Source organism: Rhizorhabdus sp. P4_G6, from assembly GCF_056401045.1.
In genome coordinates this window covers 217,085-238,478 of the sequence record NZ_JBFUKC010000002.1, presented here as the reverse complement: position 1 = coordinate 238,478, position 21,394 = coordinate 217,085, and the positions used below count along the sequence as shown (strand labels likewise).

The 21,394-nt window shown below is 65.5% G+C and carries 15 protein-coding genes and 1 tRNA gene; 4 read left to right on the top strand and 12 right to left on the bottom strand.

Going from position 1 to position 21,394, the window contains the following annotated elements; genetic code table 11:
- Positions 1-43: 43 nt before the first annotated feature.
- Positions 44-1,219: a sensor histidine kinase gene (locus AC1DPF_RS03370; RefSeq protein ID WP_477869980.1), complete on the bottom strand. Its 1,176-nt coding sequence runs from the start codon at positions 1,217-1,219 to the stop codon at positions 44-46.
- A gap of 310 nt (positions 1,220-1,529) precedes the next feature.
- On the opposite strand from AC1DPF_RS03370, the gene AC1DPF_RS03365 reads away from it, so the two are divergent.
- Both AC1DPF_RS03365 and AC1DPF_RS03360 read left to right on the top strand, forming a co-directional pair.
- Positions 1,530-3,776, top strand: coding sequence for a hypothetical protein (locus tag AC1DPF_RS03365; RefSeq protein ID WP_477959710.1), 2,247 nt, complete (start codon positions 1,530-1,532; stop codon positions 3,774-3,776).
- Positions 3,777-4,066: 290 nt separating this feature from the next.
- A complete protein-coding gene (locus tag AC1DPF_RS03360) occupies positions 4,067-6,670 on the top strand; it encodes a TonB-dependent receptor (RefSeq protein WP_477869976.1) in 2,604 nt (867 codons plus the stop codon).
- Positions 6,671-6,949: 279 nt separating this feature from the next.
- Here AC1DPF_RS03360 and AC1DPF_RS03355 read toward each other — a convergent pair.
- Positions 6,950-7,024, bottom strand: a tRNA-Thr gene (locus tag AC1DPF_RS03355).
- A 123-nt stretch (positions 7,025-7,147) separates the two neighbouring features.
- Between AC1DPF_RS03355 and AC1DPF_RS03350 the strand changes: the two genes are divergently transcribed.
- Positions 7,148-7,324 carry a hypothetical protein gene (locus tag AC1DPF_RS03350; protein ID WP_477869974.1) on the top strand — a complete coding sequence of 59 codons (177 nt, stop codon included), beginning with the start codon at positions 7,148-7,150 and terminating at the stop codon, positions 7,322-7,324.
- Here AC1DPF_RS03350 and AC1DPF_RS03345 read toward each other — a convergent pair.
- The 5 genes from AC1DPF_RS03345 to hemB form a co-directional block, all read right to left on the bottom strand.
- The gene (locus tag AC1DPF_RS03345) at positions 7,318-7,839 is read right to left on the bottom strand and encodes a CAP domain-containing protein (protein ID WP_477869972.1); all 522 of its coding nucleotides are present in this window, start codon (positions 7,837-7,839) and stop codon (positions 7,318-7,320) included. The genes AC1DPF_RS03350 and AC1DPF_RS03345 overlap by 7 nt on opposite strands.
- A gap of 111 nt (positions 7,840-7,950) precedes the next feature.
- Entirely contained in the window at positions 7,951-9,756 is a 1,806-nt protein-coding gene (locus AC1DPF_RS03340) for an aminopeptidase P family protein (protein WP_477959708.1), read from the bottom strand.
- Between the two features lie 70 nt (positions 9,757-9,826).
- Positions 9,827-10,360, bottom strand: coding sequence for a gamma carbonic anhydrase family protein (locus AC1DPF_RS03335; protein WP_477869968.1), 534 nt, complete (start codon positions 10,358-10,360; stop codon positions 9,827-9,829).
- Positions 10,357-10,890 carry a GNAT family N-acetyltransferase gene (locus tag AC1DPF_RS03330; protein ID WP_477959706.1) on the bottom strand — a complete coding sequence of 178 codons (534 nt, stop codon included), beginning with the start codon at positions 10,888-10,890 and terminating at the stop codon, positions 10,357-10,359. The genes AC1DPF_RS03335 and AC1DPF_RS03330 overlap by 4 nt, the downstream gene beginning before the upstream one ends.
- Positions 10,887-11,879, bottom strand: coding sequence for a porphobilinogen synthase (gene hemB / locus AC1DPF_RS03325; RefSeq protein ID WP_477959704.1), 993 nt, complete (start codon positions 11,877-11,879; stop codon positions 10,887-10,889). The genes AC1DPF_RS03330 and hemB overlap by 4 nt, the downstream gene beginning before the upstream one ends.
- A gap of 115 nt (positions 11,880-11,994) precedes the next feature.
- On the opposite strand from hemB, the gene AC1DPF_RS03320 reads away from it, so the two are divergent.
- The gene (locus AC1DPF_RS03320) at positions 11,995-12,894 is read left to right on the top strand and encodes a diacylglycerol/lipid kinase family protein (protein WP_477959702.1); all 900 of its coding nucleotides are present in this window, start codon (positions 11,995-11,997) and stop codon (positions 12,892-12,894) included.
- 16 nt (positions 12,895-12,910) lie between these two features.
- Here the strand turns inward: AC1DPF_RS03320 and AC1DPF_RS03315 are convergent, their stop codons facing one another.
- The 5 genes from AC1DPF_RS03315 to AC1DPF_RS03295 form a co-directional block, all read right to left on the bottom strand.
- On the bottom strand, positions 12,911-14,308 hold the full coding sequence (locus tag AC1DPF_RS03315) for an MATE family efflux transporter (RefSeq protein WP_477959700.1): 1,398 nt from the start codon (positions 14,306-14,308) through the stop codon (positions 12,911-12,913).
- A gap of 6 nt (positions 14,309-14,314) precedes the next feature.
- A complete protein-coding gene (locus AC1DPF_RS03310) occupies positions 14,315-17,050 on the bottom strand; it encodes a valine--tRNA ligase (RefSeq protein ID WP_477959698.1) in 2,736 nt (911 codons plus the stop codon).
- Between the two features lie 167 nt (positions 17,051-17,217).
- Positions 17,218-19,248 (bottom strand): dipeptidyl-peptidase 5, encoded by a 2,031-nt coding sequence (locus tag AC1DPF_RS03305; protein WP_477959697.1) that lies wholly within the window; start codon positions 19,246-19,248, stop codon positions 17,218-17,220.
- A 68-nt stretch (positions 19,249-19,316) separates the two neighbouring features.
- Positions 19,317-19,859, bottom strand: coding sequence for a DUF2497 domain-containing protein (locus AC1DPF_RS03300; RefSeq protein ID WP_477959695.1), 543 nt, complete (start codon positions 19,857-19,859; stop codon positions 19,317-19,319).
- A gap of 41 nt (positions 19,860-19,900) precedes the next feature.
- Complete coding sequence (locus AC1DPF_RS03295) at positions 19,901-21,388, bottom strand: TolC family outer membrane protein (protein WP_477959693.1); 1,488 nt, start codon at positions 21,386-21,388, stop codon at positions 19,901-19,903.
- Positions 21,389-21,394 lie beyond the last annotated feature (6 nt).

The window sequence follows — 21,394 nt, the reverse complement described above, 5'->3', positions numbered from 1 at the left end:
GGAGGGAATGCCGTCGGTTCCGTAGCGACCGGGGCCTAGCTGGCTACCAATTCCCGTCGATGAACGTGATGCGGGTGGATGTGCCTTCGGCCGAGGTGCGATGCTCGATCTGGCCGGCGATCTGACGCGCAAGCCCCTGTACGAGCTTGAGGCCGCTGCCGTCCGCCTTGGCCGGATCATAGCCTATCCCGTTGTCCCAGACCGTGAGCGCCGCCTGCCCATTGCCGGGAGCCGCGGAGAGTTCCACGGCAATGCCGCCCGCCTTTCGTCCCTCGAAAGCATATTTCAAGCTGTTGGTGACCAGTTCGTTGACGATCAGACCGATCGGCACGGCGCGTTCCGACGGCAGCATGATGTCATCCGCATTCACGCTCAGGGTGATCTTCTCCTGCTGCCGGATGATGCCACTGCACAGCGCCTGGAGATAGGCGGGCATGCTGATGGCGTGGTTTCGCTGGTCGAGCCTCAATTGGTCGTTCGCCAGCGCGACGGCCGTGATCTGTTCCGCAATCTGGTTGATAATCAGCCGGTCCTCCTCGGAAGGCGCCTTCCGCGCGTGCACCGTCACCATGGAGAGGATGAGCTGGAAATAATTTTTGACGCGATGCTGCATCTCGCTGAGCCAAAGGTTGCGGTGCTGAACCTCGCGGGCGACCTGCTCCAGCGCGCGGCCATGCTGGCCCTGCACCTCATGTCGCTTGACCACGCCGGCGACGATGTAGGAGATCGCAAGCACGAACTCGATCGTATCTTCGCGGAAGTCGCGGCGTTCGTTGCTGTCGACCTCGAGCACGCCCCACACCGCGTTATCGACCAGGATCGGCACATTCGCGACCGATATGATGCCGTGCGACCTGAGGATCGGAGACGCCACATACTCCGCCGATCGGGTGATGTCGTCGATCGCCGTGGCTTGTCCGGTCTGCACCACCCTGCCCGGCGGCGACGCGAGATCGATCCCGAACGTCACCTTGCCGACCACCCCTTCACGCCAGCCCACCCCGTTGATGAGCAGCAGATCGCCTTCCGCCGGCCGATAGCGCATGATCTTGGTGTTCGAAACTTCGAGAGCCAGCGCAAGCTGCGACACGACATGGTCGAAAAAGGCGTCCAGCGACAGCGATTGCGAAGCCAGCAGGCCGACATCGACGATGATCCGCAGATGCGACCTCAACTTCTCGGCGTCGGCGATGTCGGAGCCAGCGGATTTCCGTGCCATAGCTCTTCTTCCCTCCTGCCGCCAACGCGCGAGCCCCGAAATGGATCATCCAACGGCTCCCGGAGCCTGGGCTAGGCCAGCTGCGGGGCCAATGGGCTACCTAAGCCACGGCGGATCGGCTAGAGCGGTATGTGATCCGATTACATCGGATTGGCCGCTCTAGGTCTTTGATTTTACGCGATATGCGAGTCGTCAGGTGATTCCACCTGACTTCATATCGCTCTAGAATAGGGAACGGAATCGAGTGCCGCATGACCCGTAGCTGGAACCGTCCGATATCCCACAGGTCCGCGAGGAGCGGCCGCCCCCGATGAGCCCTGTTACCGGCGGCCCGCTCGCGCTCGAATGCGACCTCGTGATGAAGGGCGGCGTCACCAGCGGCATCATATATCCGAGTGCCATCGCCGCCATTGCGCGCGATTATCGGCTGCGCGCGGTCGGCGGCACGTCCGCGGGCGCGATCGGCGCCGCGGCCGCCGCGGCGATGGAGTTCGGTCGGCGATCCGGGCGCAATGGCGACGCTCCGGCAATGATGGCCTCGCTGGCATCCCGCCTTGGCGCGCCTAGCGACGGACGCCCGCTGCTGCTGCGCCTGTTCGAACCCGATGCTTCGACGGCGCCGCTGTTTCGACTGTTGATGCGGATGTCGGAGGCTAGGCGGCGAGGCACCGGCACGGTCCTTCGCCTGTTCCTGCTGGTGCCGGCGATGATCGCGCTGCTGGTTGCCGGTGCGGTGGTCGGGGTGCTCGTCTGGCGCCTCCCCGAGCCGCGCGCCGCCGCGGGCATCGCCTTGGCGATGCTGTCGCTGCTGTGCGGTGCGGTCGTGCTGACCGTGCTGTTCGCCGCCGCCTACTGGTTGCCGCGGATCAAGGGCGGCCTGGCGGCGACCGCCGACAATGGCTTCGGCTTCTGCTCCGGAATGGCGCGCTACAGGACGCCGGCCCTGCGGTGGCGCTGGCCGTGGCAGCGCCCGCCGACGGCGGCCGAAGCGCCCTCGCTGTCGGAGTGGCTGCACGAGCAGTTCCAGGCGCTTGCCGGCCTGGACGAGGACGAACCGCTCTGCTTCGGCGACCTGTGGGCGGCATCGCACCGCGTGGCGGGCCGACCGCGCGAAGCGGCGTTCGCGATCGCGATGGAACAGGCTGCCGCCGTCGCGCGCGAACGACCGGCCCGCGAGAGCGCGACCGCACCGAACCCCGCGCCGCGCCTCGACGGCATTGCGCGCGACATCGAGCTCGCGCTGGTCGCATCGGACATCAACCGCGCCCAATCGGTGCAATTGCCTTTCATGCGCCGCGAGGACCGGCTCTATGCGCGGATCAGCGATCTGCGGGCGCTGTTTCCCGAAACGATCGTCACCTGGATGGTGAAGCACCGGCGGACGAGCGCCGAGATCGATGCCGAACTCGAGGCGCTGGTTCCCGAAGCCGAAGCCCGCGCGGACTTCATCCGCCTGCCTCGCCCCGAAGACCTGCCCGTGCTGATCGCCGTCCGCATGTCGCTCAGCTTCCCATTCCTGTTCCGCGCGGTCCGGCTCTATGTCGTGCGCCGCAACGGCCAGGCGCCGGGATGCCAGGAACTCGCCGAGGTCTGGCTCGCCGATGGCGGGATCACCTCGAACTTCCCGATCCATCTGTTCGACGCACCCATTCCCGGGCGGCCGACCTTCTGCCTGAACCTGCTCTACCATGACGACGAGCTGGAACCCGACGCTCCCCCGTCCAGAGCGCGCGGCGATGGCGACCACCGCACCGCGGCACCGGCCGATGACACTGGCCTGCCCACCGTCCCAGCCGAAGGCGGCAGCGCCGCGCCGGACGAGCTGGTCTATATGCTGCGCACCAACAGCGGCCGCCTGTCGGCCTATACCCGCTTCACGCCGGGCGCGGCATTCGGGCGGCTGGTCCGCTTCGGCGGCCGCGTGCTGACCACCGCACGGCAATGGGGCGACAATCAATTGATCGATATCCCCGGCTATCGCGACCGTATCGTGCATATCCGCATGCTGCCCGACGAAGGCGGGCTCAACTTCGACATGGGCAAGGACAGGATCGATCTTCTGCAAGCGCGCGGCGCGCGTGGGGGGACGGTGATCGCCAAGCGCTTTCGTCCCGACACGGCCGACGATCCGCTCCATCCCGGCGAGCGGCTCGTGCTCGGCTGGGCCAATCACCGCTTCGTGCGGTTCCGGTCGTTTCTCGCCGGACTGGAAGTGGCCGCGTCCCGCTTTTCGACCAACTGGACCCAGGACCGCCTCCGAGCGGAATATCCTTCCGACGATCCACGCCACGTCTATCCGAGCATCGAACAGATGACCGATGGAGCGCGCTCCGGCGACACGGCGCTCCCCAGAACCGGCTATCCGTTCCGCAACGCGGAGCAAGCCGACCTCGCCCATGAAATGGTGAAAGCCTATGTGGCGCTGTGCACGCTTGCCGGTGATCCAGCGTGGCGCGGAATCGACTTCGTCAACGGCCGCGCGACGAGCCCACGCCCCAAGGCGGTGGTCAAGCTTCGCCCGCCGAACGATACCGATGTGCTTTCGGAGCAGCCGTAAGGCGCGACAACTGCTCCGCGCAGAAGGCTGGTCAACCCAGTCCTCCTGCAGGGTCAACCACGAGAATGCGCTTGAACGCTATGGTTTCGGGCCCGAAAACATCCTCGAACATATCGGGCGGCAAGCTAAGGCGGGGGAATTTTCAGCGTCGGGCCATGCATGCCCGTGTTGAGCCATAGTCTGAATGGACGAGGTGGGCGCAGAAGCGACCGTGGAGGATCGCGGACGAGCCACGCGCCAAGAAAAAAAACAATGCTGTCGGCCTCGTAATTTTGGGAGAGGGAGGCATTATGCCGAAATTCAGAATATTAGCGACTGCATCAGCGATCGCCTTTGCGACAGCCGGTTTGTGTCAGGCGAGCGCCCAGGAAGCCGGTCCGACCTCTGGTGCGCCAGCGGAAACGGCCGATGCCGATAGCGGCCTGGGCGAAATCATCGTCACCGCGCGCAGGGTCAACGAAAATCTTCAGCGCGTTCCTGTCGCCGTCACCGCGCTTTCTGCGGACGCACTCAAACAGAAGAACGTCAGGGCGGTCACTGATATTCAGTTCAGTGTACCCAACCTCCAGATCAAGCCGAGCAATCTTTACCCCGGGCAGCCGGAATTCATCATTCGCGGTCAGCGCCAGCAGCTCTATACCGACGAAAATGTCGTCACCTATGTGAATGGCGTGCCGCAGAGTACGCGCGGCCTGACCCTTTATGATCTCGACAGCGTCCAGGCCCTGAAGGGGCCGCAGGGTACCTTGTTCGGGAAGAGTTCGCTCGGTGGCGCGATGGTTTTCACCACCGCCCGCCCGACATACGACCTGGGCGGCTCGGTGGAACTTGAATACGGCAATTACGACCGCAAGGCCGCGACTGCGGTCCTCAACCTCCCGATCGTGGCCGACATGGCCGCCCTCCGCCTCGCCGGAAATATCGAGCGGCGGGACGGGGTGTTCGAGAACCCGCTGGCGGGCCAGAAGGACCCAGGCAACCGGCGCAATGAAAGCATACGCGGCACGCTGCTGCTGCAGCCGACGGATCGCTTAGAGAGCATCACGACCGTCGACTATCTGCATCGTAACGAGGTTCCGTCGCCCTCCGTGATCGAGGCGGCGCCCACGGCGGCCCCAGGCTTCGCAGGACTGATCTCCATTCTGACCCAGGACGGCGTCAGGCAGCAAAGCGCGCTGGCCGGCGCCACGCCGATCTTGCGCAACGGCTTGCTCGTCCGGCAGGGGAGTCCTTTCCACTTCGCAACGCAGACTGGCATTGGCAAGACCAGCGGGCCGGCTCTCGCCGACGCCACTGGCGCTTCCATCAACGTCAATCCGTACAATACGCTGGCGTCGCGCTTGACATCATACGGAGCCGCGAACACCTCAACCTACAAACTCAGCGACGTACTCAGCATCAGGAACATCCTGGGATATCGGCACGAAAAGGCGATCGACCAGCAGGATCCCGGCGGCATCGGCGGTTTTCAGGTCAATGTCGCGCCAGTGCTGACTGCACTTGGCGTACCGGGCCTGCCACCGGTTTTCCCGAGCACCCTGGTCAACAATACCACCCATTACGTGAACACACGCAAGGCTTTGAGCGAAGAACTCCAGTTCATCGTTGAGCTCCCCAACCTCAAGCTCATCGCAGGTGGTTTTTATTCCCATCAGAAAGAGCAGTCATCGGTCAACTCCTTCTTCACCATCGCGTTTCTTTCGCTTTACCCTGTCGGAAGCCATTATCGCGAGGGTAACGTCAAGACCACCAGCAAGGCCCTCTTCGCGCAAGGCACCTATGATTTCTCCAGCATGGGAGCGGAAGGTCTCCGCCTTACCTTGGGCGCGCGCTACAACTGGGATAAAAAGTCCCTGGTGGGTGAGGATTTCTATTCGCCGTCAATCGCTTTTCGCCAGAACTATAATCCGGCAACCACACTTTGCGCAGAGGAAAACCGTACCGGGCTGGCTTCGGTCGGTGTGAACAACGGCGCTCAGTGCAGCCTCACCGGCAGCCACTCGTGGAAGGCGCTGACCTGGACCGCTTCGCTCGAATATCAGATTGCTCCACAGACGCTCACCTATCTGGCGACCAGGCGTGGCTACAAGGCGGGTGGCGTCACGCCCACCTCGTCCGTCAATACTGACTATAATTTCTTCGACCCTGAGAAAATCACCGACGTCGAACTGGGTTTGAAGCATCAGGGATTGATCGGAACCGTTCCGTTCCGCCTCAACATCGCGGGCTTCATCGGCAAATATAGGAACATTCAGACTCAGGACATTCTGGCGTTCTGCGTGAATCCGAGCTGCCCCGGGGGGGTTGCGTCACCGAACTACACCGACCTTCTGATCTTCAACGTCGGCAAGGCGACGATCAAGGGCGTCGAAGTCGAAGGCACCATCAAGCCGATACCGGAACTGACCCTGGATTTCGGCTTCTCCCACCAGGTCGGACGCTATGGCAAGGGCTCAGTCATCCCGCAGCCTCAGAGCGTCGGGCCGATCGGCATCAGCAACCCCATCGATTTCACTTCGGGTGTGAACCTGAAGGGAATTGAATTTCCCGGTGTGCCACGCACGACCTACAGCGTGGCCGGCAACCTCGACATGCCGTTCATCCCGGAGAGCTTCGCGAAGGTGGCTCTCAGCATGAACTACGCCTACCGGACCAAGACCAAAGGTCTTAAGTCAGCGGGCGTATATGGCGCACCCGGATTTGGAGTTCTCGGTGGACGTCTGTCGTTCAATGACCTGTTTGCGTCCCCGTTCGCACTGTCGTTCTGGGTGCAAAACCTGACGGACAAGGCGTATAGGTTGGGATGCTCCGATAACCTCAATTCTATCGGTTATGCAGCTTGCAAGTGGGGCGACCCACGAACCTACGGTGTGACCGGTTCAATCAAGTTCTGATAAAAACAAGTCTACCAATGGCCCTGTCCGGAACCGGACGGGGCCATTGTCTATCTGAAGGACCGATCCTTCCTGGACAGACCGGTCGCGCCGAGATTGGTCGCACCGGTAAGATCTGTCAGTCTCGGTCATGCGTTGGATTTCACTCCCGATTTCCCTCTTGGCGGTCGTCGCCGGTCCCGCCTTCGCGGCACCACCCGTTGCAACCGGAATTGCGGCCGCCCCGGTCCGCCCGGCGCGGCCCCCAATATGGGACATGTCGCTAAGTCATTGAAAAAATGGTGCTGCCGGTGAGGATTGAACTCACGACCTCAGCCTTACCAAGGATGCGCTCTACCACTGAGCTACGGCAGCATTGCCTGCGAAAAGCGGGCGGCCGGGTGGTCTCCCCCGGCGGTGTCGGGGGCCTATGGACAATGGCGGGGCCTGCGTCAAGGCGGCTTGCCGATTGTCTTTGAATATGGCTATCGATCGGCGATGAAGAAGCCTGCTCCTCCATCAGGTGCGTCTGCCGCGGATGAGCGTGCGGCGCGGCTGGCAGAAGCATTGCGCACCAATCTGCGCCGCCGCAAGGCCCAGGCGCGCGCCACCGGCGAGCGCAACGCGCAAGACGACGCGAAGGGCGGCGCATCGGGCAACGATCCGGATCAGTAGGGCTTTTCGCCGATCACATTGCCGCCTTCCAGATAGCGGCACACCAGCACATCGTCATCGTCGCTGCTGGCGATGGCGCAGCCTACCTCCGTGGTCGATCGCCATACCAGCTGCGTATAATGGCCGACGTCGCGCCACTGGCCGGTGGTGCTGTTGCGCGGAAACGGCCCGTTGACGAAGATCCGCCGCTCGTCGACCCACAGGTTGACCATCTGTTCGGGCGAGTAATAGCCCTTGGTACCGCGCCAGAGATTCTCCCCCTCCTCGCCATCGATGGGATCCTCATAGTCGGCGGTGTCGCTATGCTCGAGCCCGTCGATCAGCGTCAGCTGCCGCGCCCATTCGAGCGACTGCCTGGCGAGCTTGTCGCTCCATTTCAGCGGCGGGATGCCGAGCCGGACCCGTTCGGCATTATGCGCCGCAAGCAGACGGGCATCGACGTCCTGCGGCGTCCATAGCGGCGCGGCGGCGCCAACGGCCAGCAAAGCCATCGGCGCGATCAGCAGGCGAGCCATCTTCCCGCGCCACGGCTTCATTCGCTCGTCAGACCCATCTCCATGCTACGCAACTGGGACGCGCGGGCCGTCGATCTCATACAACGACTCGCCGCGCCTGCCGCGTAATTTTTATGCCTGCCAGGCGGGGCTTTCAAGCAGCGGTGATGTCGCCTCGTGCAGCCACGCCGCGGCGTCGCCCGTCAGCTGCGGCGCCACGATCTCGCGCACCCTGGCGTGATAGGCGTCGACCCAGGCGATCTCGTGCCGATCGAGCATGCCCTCGTCGATCAGGGCGCGCTCATAGGGCGCGAAGGTGAGCGTCTCGAAGCCGAGCATGTCCTTCTCGGCGCCTTCGATGTCCTGCTCGACCGTCAGGATCAGATTCTCGATCCGGATGCCATATTCGCCGGCCTTGTAGTAACCCGGCTCGTCCGAGAGGATCATTCCCGGCTGCAGCGGCTCGTCGCCGCCACCGAAGGTGGCGATGCGCTGCGGCCCTTCATGGACCGACAGATAGGCGCCGACGCCATGGCCGGTGCCATGCGCATAATCGAGCCCCGCCGCCCACAGGAACTGCCGCGCCAGGATGTCGAGCTGCCCGCCCCGCGTGCCCTTGGGGAAGATCGCCCTCGCCACGGCGATATGGCCCTTCAATACGCGGGTATAGCGATCGCGCATCTCCGCGGTCGGCGTGCCGATCGCCACGGTGCGGGTCACGTCGGTGGTACCGTCCTGATATTGCCCGCCCGAATCGACCAGGTAGAGCGAGCCCGGCTCGAGCCGGCGGTTGGTAGCCTCGCTCGCGCGATAATGGACCACCGCACCGTTCGGACCTGCGCCCGAGATGGTGTCGAACGACAGATCCTTGAGCAGTCCGGTTTCGGCGCGGAACGCCTGCAGCCGATCGGAGGCAGTCAGCTCGTCGAGCCCGCCCTTGGCCGCCTCGACGGACAGCCAGTGCAGGAAGCGGCTGAGCGCCGCGCCGTCGCGTGCCTGCGCCGCCTTGTGCCCTGCGATCTCGACCTCGTTCTTGATCGCCTTGGGCAGCACGACCGGATCGCGCTCTTCGATCAACGCTGCGCCGCCCGCCTCGAGCGCCTCGAAGATCGCGGCCACCGCCCGCTCCGGATCGGCCGCCACCGTCTTGCCCGTCAGCGCCCGCAGCGCAGGTTCGAACTGCTCGCGGGCGTGGAGGCGCACGCCGTTGCCAAGGTGCTGGCGGACATCGTCATCGATCTTGTCGGGCGCGACGTAGAGGTCGGCGGTCGCGTCGGCATGGACGATGGCATAGGCCAGCGCCACCGGCGTGCGATCGACATCCTGCCCGCGGATGTTGAACGCCCAGGCGATCGAATCGAGCGCCGACAGGACCGCACTGTCCGCTTTCTTCGCGGTGAGCCAGTCTGCTATGTCCGCGCGCTTCGCGGCCGAGGCCTTGCCGGTCAGCGCATCCGGCTGAACCACGAGCCGCGCGGCCGATGGCGACGGCCGATCCGGCCAGATCGCATCGACCGGGTTGGTGTCGACGGCGATCAGCTCGGCGCCCCTGGTCGCGAGCGCCTTCTGCGCCGCCGTCACCCAGCCCTTGGTATGAAGCCATGGATCATAACCGATGCGGCCGCCCGTGGTGGCGTGGGCTTCCAGCCAGGCGGCAATGCTGGTCTGCGGAACCGACTCATAGCTCCAATGCTTCCCGTCGACCTGCTCGCGCACCTGCAGCGTATAACGCCCGTCGACGAAGATCGCGGCCTCAGCCGGCAGCACCACCGCCGAACCCGCCGAGCCCTGGAAACCGGTCAGCCACGCCAGCCGCTGCGCATAGGCGCCGACATATTCGCTCATATGCTCGTCGGTCAGCGGCACGACGAAGCCGTCGAGCCTGCGCCGCGCCAGTTCCTCGCGGAGTGCCTTCAGGCGATCTTCGTAACTCGACATGGAAATGCGCCCTCAAAAGTCATCGTGCATAGATAGGCCCGCGCAAGAAGCGCGGCAACGGCACCACGAGCTAGGCCTCCAGCGCCGCGTGATGCGCCTGCGCCGTCTCGACATAGCCGGCCACGCCTTTCCGGTGTCCGGCGATCTCCTCCGGGGTGAGGTCGCGCATATATCGAGCCGGCCGGCCGCTCCACAGCTGGCCGCTCGGGATGCGCTTGCCCGGCGTCAGCATCGAGCCGGCCGCGAGCATCCCGTCGGATTCGATCACGCAGCCGTCCATCACGATCGCACCCAAGCCGACGAAGGCGCGGTCATGCAAGGTACAGCCATGCACCATAGCGAGATGGCCGATCAGCACGTCATCGCCGATGATAGTCGGGTGGGTAGCGGTCGAGACATGGACGACGCTGCCGTCCTGGATGTTGGTGCGCGCGCCGATCCGGATATGATTCACGTCGCCACGCACGACGACGTTATACCAGAGGCTGGCGCCCTCACCGATGTGGACATCGCCGATCACCCGCGCTCCAGGCGCGACGAAGGCGCTGGGGTCGATCGTCGGGCTGATGCCGCCAAAGGTCAGGATAGTCGCGCCGTCGCTCATGTGGGCCTTCCGATGCTGTAGGTAATATGGGGTCTCAGCCGCGCTTCGAGCGTCGGCCGGTCAAGGTCGAAATCTAGATCCGCGTGCCGCCGCATGCCGAGTCGCTCCATCAGGCCCCAGGATCGGGCGTTGCCGATATTGGTGATCGCCCAGATGCTGTCGTCGGCAAGATTGGCCCAGCCCCAGGCCAGGCTCGCCTCCGCCGCTTCGCGCGCATAGCCCCTGCCCCAATGTTCGGCGGCCAGGCGCCAGCCGATCTCGATCCGCCCTTCCAGCGGCGTACCCGGCGGCCCCGGCTTGAGCCCGCAGAAGCCGAGAAGGTCTCGGCCGGCCTTGCGTTCCACCGCCCAGAAACAATAGCCGCGTTCGGCCTGCAGCGCATTCTGCCGCGCGGTCGCCGCATCGATCTCGGCATGCGACAGCGGTACGCCCAGATATTCCATCACCGCCGGGTCATTGCACATGGCATGGAACGGGGCCTTGTCGGCCTCTTTCCAGCCGCGCAACACCAGCCGGCCGGTTTCGATCATGCGCCGAGCAGGCGCGCCGCATGCAGCGCATGATAGGTCAGCACGCCCGAGGCGCCCGCCCGCTTGAACGCCATCAGCGTCTCCAGCACCATCGCGTCGCGATCCGCCGCGCCGGCCGCCACCGCATGCTCGATCATCGCATATTCGCCCGACACCTGGTAGGCGAACACCGGCACCTCGAACCGTTCCTTCACCAGCCGGACGATGTCGAGATAGGGCAGCCCCGGCTTCACCATCACGCTGTCGGCGCCTTCGGCCAGGTCGAGCGCCACTTCGCGCAGCGCCTCCTCGGCATTGGCCGGGCTCATCTGATAGCCCTTCTTGTCGCCCTTCAGCAGCCCGCGCGTATCGACCGCGTCGCGGAACGGGCCGTAGAAGGCGGAGGCATATTTGGCGGCATAGGACATGATCTGGACGTCGACATGCCCGCCGCTCTCCAGCGCGCCGCGGATCGCGCCGACCCGCCCGTCCATCATGTCGGAAGGCGCAACGATATCGCTGCCCGCCTCCGCCTGCACCAGCGCCTGGGCGACCAGCACCTCGCTGGTGGGATCGTTGAGGACATGGCCGCTCGCGTCGACCAGCCCGTCATGGCCATGGCTGGTATAGGGATCCAGCGCGACATCGGTGAGCACGCCGACATCCGGGACTGCGTCCTTGATCGTGCGGATCGCGCGACACATCAGATTATCCGGGTTGAGCGCCTCGCGGCCATCGTCGCTGCGCAGCGCGCGCGGCGTATTGGGAAACAGCGCCAGGCAGGGGATGCCCGCCGCTTTCGCTTCACGGGCGCGTTCGGCAACCTGCCCGAGCGGCCAGCGCGAAACGCCTGGCAGCGAGGCGATCGGCTCCTCCGCATCGCCATTGGCGATAAACAGCGGCCAGATCAGATCGGCGGGCGTGAGGACGTTCTCGGCAAACATGGCGCGGCTCCAGCCGTGGCGGCGCGGGCGGCGCAGGCGAAGCGCGGGATAGGAAGCGTGAGTCATGCGCGTGCTTTAGCGGCTGCGCGCGACGGGCGCAAAGCACGCTGAGTCCGCCGCCTATTCATCTTCCGGGGAGAGAACTGCGCCCGAAACAACATGTGGCGCGTTCCATAGCCGCATGACCGACCAGATAGTTACGCCACGCTCGGCGATCCTCATCGTCAATGCCCTCTCTCGCCAGGGCCGCAAACAGTTCGAGACCGCCTGTACCCGGCTTGGCGAAGCCGGCATCGACCTGATCGAAGCCATCGCGGTGGACAAGCCGGGCACGCTTTCGGAGATCGTCCGCAACGCGATGGCCAGGAAGCCGCCGATGCTGATCATGGGCGGCGGCGACGGCACTCTGTCCTCGGCCATAGATCATCTGGTGGGCACCGACACGACCTTCGCGGTGCTGCCGTTCGGCACCGCCAACAGCTTCGCCCGGTCGCTGGAAATCCCGCTCGATATCGACGGCGCGATCGACGTCATCACCGCGGGCGAGCCGCGCCGCATCGATCTCGGCGTGATCGATGGCGATTATTATTGCAATTGCGCGGCGATCGGCCTGTCGACCAAGATCGGCGATCATATCCCGCCGCTGCTGAAGAAGGCGCTCGGCCGGGTCGGCTATCTGCTATGGGCCACCTACCAGTCGATGAGGTTCAAGTCGTTTCGGTTGATCGTCACCCATGACGGCGTGCGCGAGGAGATAGAAGCGCTTGAGGTCAGGATCGCCAACGGCCCTTATCATGGCGGTGTCGAACTGGTCGACGAGGCCGATCCGGAAAGCGGGGAGATCGTCGTGCAGGCGGTGACAGGAAGCTCCGCTGCACGCCTCGGCTGGAGCTGGTTCACCAGCTATCTCAGGCTGCAGGCCCGCAAGGACACGACGATCGAATATCGCGGCAAGAAGATCCATATCGAAACGGTGCCGCCGATGAAGGTCTCGATCGATGGCGAAGTGGTCGCCAGGACACCGTGCACCGCTCGGGTGGCGGCGAAGGCGGTCTCCGTCATCGCGCCGCGGCGCGATTGATCGCGCTGCCGACCGATCAGACGGCCACCAGTTCCGCCTTCTCCGCCCTATCGGCGAGCACGCCCTTCTTCCAGCTGCCGCGCGCATAATATGCCCACGCCATGGTGCAGGTGAGGACCGAACCGAAGGGAAACGCCCACCACAGGGCATCGAACCCCAGCCATTGGTGGGCCGCGAGCGCGAAGCCGATCCGGCAGACGAACAGGCCGAGGAAGAATATGACCAGCGGCCCCACCACCGCGCCATTGGCGCGCGCGGTGCCGAACAGCACCAGCGTCATGCCCGAGAAGAGGAAGCTCCAGCCCGCAAGATGCTGGATATGCTGTGCGATCGCCATCGCCGGGCTGTCCGCGCCGAGGAACAGGCTCAGTATGGGACGGTCGAACCAGGTGACGAGTACGACGAGTATGCCGGTCAGCAGAAGATTATAGACCAACCCGCCGCGCGTGATCGCGCCCACCCGATCCCAGCGCCCGGCGCCGATATTCTGGGCAGCCATCGCGCTGACCGCGGCGCCCATCGCCATCGCCGGCATCTGGATGTAATTCCAGAGCTGGAAGGCGACGCCATAGGCCGCGGTTGCATAGACGCCGGCGCGGTTGACCAGCCCGACCATCACCAGCGCGCTCAGCGTCATCACCAGCATCTGCATCCCCATCAGCGCGCCCTTGCCCAGGATCAGGCGCAGCAGCGCCGGCTGCGGCAGGAGATAGCGGAACTCGGCGCCCCGGAGCCGGATCGGAAGGTCGCGCCAATAAACGACGATCAGCATGCCCAGCAGCGACACGACATTGGCGATGAGCGTGGCAACCGCCGAGCCGACAATTCCAAGTTCGGGAAATGGCCCGATTCCCGCGATGAAGAAGGGGTTGAGGCCGGCATCGATGGCGATGGCCAGAACCATGAACCACAGCGGCGTCATGGCGTCGCCGGCGCCGCGCAGCGTCATCATCAGCAATATGTTGAGCGAGCTGAACGGCATGGTGAGCAGCATCATCTTGAGATAGGCCGAGGCCAGTGCTGCCGCCTCGGGCGGCGTCCCCATCGCGTGCAGGAGCCTGTCGGTGAAACCGGTGCCCAGCGCTACGATGATGATCGTGATCGCCAGGAACAGCGCCGCCGCCGCACCCACGGCACGCCGTGCGCCATCGATATCCTTGCGGCCGACATGCTGGCCGACCAGCACTGTCGCCGCCATGCCGAAGCCGAAGAACAGCGAGAAGGCGAGAAACACGATGTTGGTGGCATTGGATGTCGCCGCCAGCGCGTCCTCGCCCAGGAAGCGCCCGATCCACACCATGTTGATCGAGGCGTTGAGCGACTGGAGGACATTGCCCACCAAGGTCGGGATGGCGAACAGCAGTAGCGTCTTGCCGATCGGCCCCTCGATCAGATCGCGTTTGGGGGCCGCCATCTCCGCCTATCCCAGCCGCGCCAGGGCGGCGGCCAGCTGTTCGGCCTCGAGGCTTTTCTCGGCATGGTCCGCGCGCGCCTTCTCGACCGCCTCGGGCTTCGCCTTCTCGACGAAGGCGGGGTTGCCAAGGCGTCCGGCGAGGCCGTCGCGCTCCTTCTCGGCCGCCGCGATCCCCTTGGCCAGGCGCGCGCGCTCGGCTTCGAGGTCGATCACGCCTTCGAGCGGCAGCACATAGGTCGCCTCGTCGACGACGACCTGGGCAGCACCGCCGGTGGGCGCCTCGCCCTCGGCGACCTCGATGCGCGCGAGGCGGGCGATCGCCGCGCTGTTGGCGGCAAGGCGCGCCCTTGTAGCATCGCTCGCCCCACGCGCATAGCCCTTGAGCCTGGCGCCGGGCGGCACGTTGAGCCCGGTGCGCGCAGTGCGGATCTCGCTCACCAGCCGGATCAGCCAGTCGATTTCCTGCTGCGCCGCCGGATCGATCGCCCGCGCGTCAGCCATCGGCCACTTCGCGACGATGATGTCGTAGGCCCGCTCGCCAAGAGCATGCCACAGCTCCTCGGTGATGAACGGCATGAACGGGTGGAGCATGACGAGGATCTGGTCGAGCGCCCAGCCGGCGACCGCGCGGGTCTCGGTGGCCTGCGCCTCGTCCGCGCCCTCGGCCAGCAGCGGCTTGGTCAGCTCGATATACCAGTCGCAGAAGCTCGCCCAGACGAAGTGGTAGATGGTATTCGCCGCCTCGTCATAGCGCAGGTCGGCGATGGCGAGATCGAGCGCCTGCACCGTCTTGACGGTCTCGGCGATGATCCAGCGGTTGACCGCGAGCTCGGCCCTGGGCGCTTCGAGGCTGGTCGACGCGCCGATGCCGTTGCCCTGCGCGAAGCGCGCGGCGTTCCACAGCTTGGTCGCGAAGTTGCGATAGCCTTCGACGCGCTTCTCATCGAGCTTGATGTCGCGCCCCTGGCTTTCCATCGCGGTCAGCGTGAAGCGCAGCGCATCCGCGCCATACTTGTCGATCAGGCCGAGCGGGTCGACGGTGTTGCCCTTCGACTTCGACATTTTCGAGCCGTCGGCGGCGCGCACCAGGCCATGCAGGTACAGCGTCTTGAACGGCACCTCACCCATGAAGTGCAGCCCCTGCATGATCATCCGCGCGTCCCAGAAGAACAGGATGTCGAAGCCCGAGATCAGCACGTCGTTCGGGTAGTGGCGGCTCAGGAGAGACTTCCCCGCTCCGTTCGTCCCGAGCGACGTCGAGGAACCTTCGCTCGAAGACCGTGTCTCGACTTCGCTCGGCACGAACGGTTCTCTCTGGAGCGGCGCGTCAGGCCAGCCGAGCGTTCCGAACGGCCACAGCGCCGACGAGAACCAGGTATCGAGCACGTCACCGTCGCGGGTCAGCTTCCGACCGCCAGCCTGGGCCTGCGCCCCAGCCTCGTCTTCGGCGACATAGACCTGGCCATCCTCGTCATACCAGGCCGGGATCTGGTGGCCCCACCAAAGCTGGCGCGACACGCACCAGGGCTGGATATTCTCGAGCCAGTTATAATAGGTCTTGGTCCAGCTTTCGGGCACCACGCGGATCGCGCCCGAGCGCACCGCCTCGATCGCCGGCTTCGCCAGCGTCTCCGCATCGACATACCATTGGTCGGTCAGCCACGGCTCGATCACCACGCCCGAGCGGTCGCCATAAGGCGTCTGGATGGTGCGATCCTCGATCTTCTCGAGCAGGCCGGCCGCGTCGATGGCCTCGACGACCTGCTTGCGCGCCTCGAACCGGTCAAGGCCAAGATAGCCGGCCGGGATAAGCCCGTCGCTGGTCTGGACGACCTTTGCCTCGCCATCGAGCATGTTGAGCATCTCGCCGGCCTTGAAGCCCGCGCGCTTGCCCACCTCGAAGTCGTTGAAGTCGTGCCCCGGCGTGATCTTCACCGCACCCGAGCCAAGCTCGGGATCGGCATGCTCATCGGCGACGATCGGGATGAGCCGGCCGGTGATCGGCAGCCTGACCTGTCGGCCGATCAGCGCCTTGTAGCGCTCGTCCTCAGGGTTCACCGCAACGGCCATGTCGGCGAGCATCGTCTCGGGCCGTGTCGTCGCGACCGAGATCGCGCCGCTGCCATCGGCGAGCGGATAGCTGAAATGCCAGAATTTGCCGGCGATCTCGCGCGTCTCGACCTCGAGATCGGAGATCGCGGTCTTGAGGCCCGGATCCCAGTTCACCAGCCGCTTGTCGCGATAGAGCAGCTTCTGGTTGTAGAGATCGACGAACACCTTGAGGACGGCCTTGGAAAAACCCTCGTCCATGGTGAAGCGTTCATTGGCCCAGTCGCACGACGCCCCGAGCCGGCGAAGCTGGCGGGTGATCGTGCCGCCGCTCTCTTCCTTCCATTCCCAGACCTTGGCGATGAAATCGTCGCGGCTGAAATCGGTGCGCTTCTGGCCGGCGGCGTTGAGCTGCCGCTCGACCACCATCTGGGTGGCAATGCCGGCATGATCGGTCCCGACCACCCACAGCGCGTCCTTGCCCTTCAACCGGGCGTGGCGGATCAGCACGTCCTGCAGCGTATCGTCGAGCGCATGGCCGATGTGCAGGCTGCCGGTGACGTTGGGCGGCGGGATGACGATCGTATAAGGCTCTGAATCGGGGCGCTCCGGGCGGAACAGCCCCTGCTCTTCCCAGTAGGCATACCAGCGCGCCTCGATGGCTGCGGGGTCGAACGTCTTGTCTATCGTCATGATGGCAGTGGCTTTAGCGGGGGAATGCTGCACCGCGCCACCCCATAATCCTATTTTCCTATCCCCTGCCGCTCGCTTTGAGCGAAGTCGAGGAGCACGCCCGAACGAAGTGAGGGCTTCCGGCTCCGCTCGACATGCGTCCGCGACATCGCTCGAACAGAACCGCTCTATTTTTTCACATGCTTGTCCATCCAGCCGAGCACCTCGTCATACCACTGGATGCTGTTCCGGGGCTTGAGGATCCAGTGGTTCTCGTCCGGGAATATCACGAGCCGCGATTCCACGCCTCGGCGCTGGGCGGCGGTGAAGCCGGCGATGCCCTGGGTATAGGGGATGCGGAAATCCTTCTCGCCATGGATAAACAGCATCGGCGTCTTCCACGTAGTGACATGATTGACCGGGTTCCACTTCTCATAGCTCTGCGGGACCTCGTAATAGGGGCCGCCATGCTCCCATTCGTCGAACCACAGCTCCTCCGTTTCATAGGCCATGGCGCGGGCGTCGAACACGCCGGCATGCGTCACCAGGCATTTGAACCCATCGGGCCAGTTGCCGGCGATCCAGTTGGTCATATAGCCGCCATAGGAGCCGCCCGCCGCGCAGGCGTTGCCGCCGTCGAGCCAGCTGTAACGGGCGGTCGCCGCGGCGAGGCCGAGCTTCAGATCCTCCAGCGGCTTGCCGCCCCAGTCCTGGTTGATCGCGTCGGTGAAGGCCTGGCCGTAGCCGTTCGAGCCATGGAAATCGACCATCACCGCGCCATAGCCAGCCCCCGCGAACACCGCGGGATTCCAGCGATAGGACCAGCCATTGCCGAACGAGCCCTGCGGTCCGCCATGGATCAGGAAGGCGATCGGCGCCTTCGCTCCCGCTGCCAATCCGGCCGGCTTGACCGCATAGGCCCAGACGATGTCGCCATTGGCGCCCTTGAAGCTGAAATGCTCGATGCCGGGCATGTCGATGCCGGCGAGCCTGTCCTTGTTGACCGAGGTCAGCCGCACTGGCTTGCCCTTGCCGATCGCGGCGTAGAGGTCGGCCGGCGCGGTCAGGCTGTTTAATGTATAGACATAACCCTTCGGCGTCGCGAGCACGCCGCCGGCGGTGCCGGCGCCGGTGAGCCTGGTCACCTTGCCGTTCGCGACCGACACGGCGAATAGCGGCTCGTCGCCGGTATCGAGCGCGGTCACATACAGCGATGTGCCGTCATGGCTCCAGGTCAGGCTTGCGGGTGACTGGTCCCAGCCCTCGGTCAGCGGCTTGACCTCGCCGGTCGCAAGATTGCGCAGCTGGATCACCAGCCGGTCGGACTCATAGCCAGGCCGCTTCATCGCCGCATAAGCGAGCCATTTTCCGTCGGGCGACACGGTCGGCAGCGTATCGGTCGCGTCATTGGCATCGGTCAGGTTGACGGGCGGCGTCGAACCATCGGCCGGAGCCGCGAAGATATCGAGGTTGGTCGACAGCGGCTCGGTCGTGCCCGCCTCGCGAAGCGCGAAATAGACGGTCCTTCCGTCGCGGCTCCAGGCGATCTCGCTGCCATCGCCAAAGGGCCTGGAGGGCGTGTCGCCGACCAGCCCGCCTTCGATCGCCACGCCGTTGCCCGAGGCTTTGCCGTCGGCCAGCGGCAGCACGAAGATCTGCGAACGCTGGCCATCGCTCCATGTGTCCCAATGGCGGATGAAATAACCATCATAGGTGCGCGCGCTGCCACCGGTCGCGGCGGGCTTGGTGTCAGCCAGCGACTTCGCGCCGACCGGCCGCGCCGCCCACACCAGCAGCCTGTCGCCGGTCGGCGCGATCCTGAAGCCGTCGACGTCCTGGCCAGCGACCAGCTCGGGCTCGCCGCCTGCGATGGCAACCCGCCAGATGCCGCCCTTCCCGCCCTTGTCGGCGGTGAAAAACACCCAGCGCCCGTCCGGCGAGAATGCCGGCGAAGCCTCATTGACCGCCGGATCGGCGGCGAGCCTTTCGGGAAGGGCGCCTTTCTTCGACAGATCGAGCCGCCATAGATCGGTTCGGCCCTTGTTCGCGGCGAGATCGGTCTCGCGCTGGTCCCAGACCAGCCAGCGTCCGTCCGGCGACACGTCGGCGGCGCCGATGCGCGAGAAGGATGCCACGTCGTTGATCGTGAGCGGGCGGGCATGCGCGGCTGCGCCAATGCCCGCGGCGAGGCCAAGGGCCAGGAGCGGGAGTTTCTGCATGGACAGGGACTAAACCAGTTGCCGCGCAGCGCCAAGCACCGTGTCAGCGAGGTGGTACACTGGCCGGGTTATCCGTCCTTTTCGGTCATTCGCCGGATCTCGGCCTGCACCAGCCGCTCGACCATGTCGGGCAGGTTCCTGTCGATCCACTCGGAGAGCAGGGGCTGCAGCATCTCCCGCACCAAGGCGTCGAGCGTCACATCGCCCCCGCTGGGCCGGGGAGCCGGGGTGCGCGGCATCAGGTCGCGCGGGACCGGGCGCGGCGCCGGCTGCGGCATCTCGGCCTCGGCGCGGCGCAGGCGGTCGACGGCGCGCTGCACCGGTTGGGGCGATGGCTGGGCCGACGGCTGGGGCAGTGGCTCGAGCGGCGGCGCGAAGGGCTCGGGCGCACGATCGGTCAGTTCCAGGATCGAATCGGCGGACGGAGGCTCGCTGCGCCTGGGCCAGGAGGGAATCGGCGCGGGGGCCGGTTGGCCGGCCCCCATCGACGCAGCCGGCCCCGCCTGCGGCACTGGCGCCGCGCGCTGGGGCGCCGCCGGAGCCGCCTGCGGCTGGGGCGACGGCGGATCGTCGGCTATGATGCGTTTGATGGAAGCCAGTATATCTTCCATCGAGGGTTCGGAACGCGGATCGGCCATGCGCCCGATATAAGCTATTTCTCGGGGCTTGCCACCGGGCTGTGCGGTGGGACCGCGGAAAAGCTCGGCTGGCCGAGCGTCGATGTCGCGACCGACTTCGGCTTGGGATCGCTGTCCCAATCCCAAATGCGGTTATGGACCCGCGTATAGTTGGCGACGGGATCGTACAGCGAGCCGCCGTCGAGCCCGAGATCCTTGGCCTGCGCACGCCCCATCGCCGCCAGCAGGGCGAAACCGGCCACATAGGCGTCGCGCTTGGCCGAGACGAGCGTGGACCGTGCATTGAGCAGTTCCTGCTCGGCGTTCAGCACGTCGAGCACGTTGCGGGTGCCGACCCCCTGCTCGGCGCGAACGCCTTCGAGCGCGAGTTCGTTGGCCGACACTGCGGCCAGCGATGAGTCGATCACGCCCAGCGACGCCTGATAGCGCGAGAAGGCGGTGCGCGCGTCGGCGATCACCGCGCGCTCGGCCGCAGTCTGCGCCTCGATCGCCTGGCTCTTGCGCGCCTGCGCCTGGCGAACGCGCGCGCCGGGCTCACCGCCCTGGAAGATCGGGATCTGCGCCTGCACGCCCAGCGTCGCGGTCTTGTCGATCTGCTTCACGCCCGCGGCACCGCCGGCCAGCGTACCGCGATAGTCGGTATAGTCGCCGGTTCCAAATGCCGACAGGCGCGGCATCCTCAAAGACTGGGCGATGCCGACGTCGTAATCGGCGGCGCGGGACGCCTGGCGCGCTGCGGCCAGATCGGGATTGTTGGCCACCGCCACATCGACCGCTTCCTCGGACATCGCTGGAAGGCCGGGCAGCGGCGGCGGCGGCTCCAGATTGTCGGGGAACTTGCCGACCACTTCGAGATAGGCCTGGCGGCTGGCGTCGAGCTGCGCCTGCGCAGATTGGAGGCTGCTCCGCGCGCCGGCCAGCCGCGCCTGCGATTGGGCGACGTCGGTGCGGGTGAGGTCGCCAACCTGGAAACGATCGCGGCTCGCCTGAAGGTCGGTTTCGAGCACCTTCACATTGCCCGCGTTGAGATCGACGATCGCGGTGTCGCGGATCACGTCCATATAAGCGGCAACGGCGTTGGTGAACACGTCGCCCTCTGTGGCCTGCAGGCTTGCGCGGCCCTGCTGAACCCGCGCCTTGGCCGCGCGCACCGAATTGCGCACGAACCCTCCCTCATAGAGCGGCACGGTAACGGTCGCCGAGCCGCCGAGCGCCTCCTTGGGCGAAGTGAAGCTGTTGGCCGAGCGCTTGACGAATTTGTTGTAGCTCGCGGTCGCGCTAACATCCGGCAGGCCCTGGGCGCGGGCAATCGCGACATTCTCGTCGACTGCGCGCAGCCCGGCGCGCGCGCCGGTCAATGTCGGGTTGGACGCGTAAGCCTGGCTGAGCGCGTCGCGCAGCGTGTCGGCGGAGGCCATTGCGGGAAGGCCGGCGATCATCATCGCAGCGATCGAAACACTCCAGCGGGCCACTGGCACCGCGCCCCCCAACTTGAACTTCACCGAATA

Excerpts from the sequence above, each read along its gene's own strand:
- AC1DPF_RS03345 (WP_477869972.1), bottom strand. The coding sequence starts at position 7,839 with ATGGCTCGCCTGCTGATCGCGCCGATGGCTTTGCTGGCCGTTGGCGCC.
- AC1DPF_RS03365 (WP_477959710.1), top strand. The coding sequence starts at position 1,530 with ATGAGCCCTGTTACCGGCGGCCCGCTCGCGCTCGAATGCGACCTCGTG.
- AC1DPF_RS03335 (WP_477869968.1), bottom strand. The coding sequence starts at position 10,360 with ATGAGCGACGGCGCGACTATCCTGACCTTTGGCGGCATCAGCCCGACG.
- AC1DPF_RS03370 (WP_477869980.1), bottom strand. The coding sequence starts at position 1,219 with ATGGCACGGAAATCCGCTGGCTCCGACATCGCCGACGCCGAGAAGTTG.
- hemB (WP_477959704.1), bottom strand. The coding sequence starts at position 11,879 with ATGACTCACGCTTCCTATCCCGCGCTTCGCCTGCGCCGCCCGCGCCGC.
- AC1DPF_RS03305 (WP_477959697.1), bottom strand. The coding sequence starts at position 19,248 with ATGCAGAAACTCCCGCTCCTGGCCCTTGGCCTCGCCGCGGGCATTGGC.
- AC1DPF_RS03330 (WP_477959706.1), bottom strand. The coding sequence starts at position 10,890 with ATGATCGAAACCGGCCGGCTGGTGTTGCGCGGCTGGAAAGAGGCCGAC.
- AC1DPF_RS03300 (WP_477959695.1), bottom strand. The coding sequence starts at position 19,859 with ATGGAAGATATACTGGCTTCCATCAAACGCATCATAGCCGACGATCCG.
- AC1DPF_RS03340 (WP_477959708.1), bottom strand. The coding sequence starts at position 9,756 with ATGTCGAGTTACGAAGATCGCCTGAAGGCACTCCGCGAGGAACTGGCG.
- AC1DPF_RS03310 (WP_477959698.1), bottom strand. The coding sequence starts at position 17,050 with ATGACGATAGACAAGACGTTCGACCCCGCAGCCATCGAGGCGCGCTGG.
- AC1DPF_RS03350 (WP_477869974.1), top strand. The coding sequence starts at position 7,148 with ATGAAGAAGCCTGCTCCTCCATCAGGTGCGTCTGCCGCGGATGAGCGT.
- AC1DPF_RS03315 (WP_477959700.1), bottom strand. The coding sequence starts at position 14,308 with ATGGCGGCCCCCAAACGCGATCTGATCGAGGGGCCGATCGGCAAGACG.
- AC1DPF_RS03360 (WP_477869976.1), top strand. The coding sequence starts at position 4,067 with ATGCCGAAATTCAGAATATTAGCGACTGCATCAGCGATCGCCTTTGCG.
- AC1DPF_RS03320 (WP_477959702.1), top strand. The coding sequence starts at position 11,995 with ATGACCGACCAGATAGTTACGCCACGCTCGGCGATCCTCATCGTCAAT.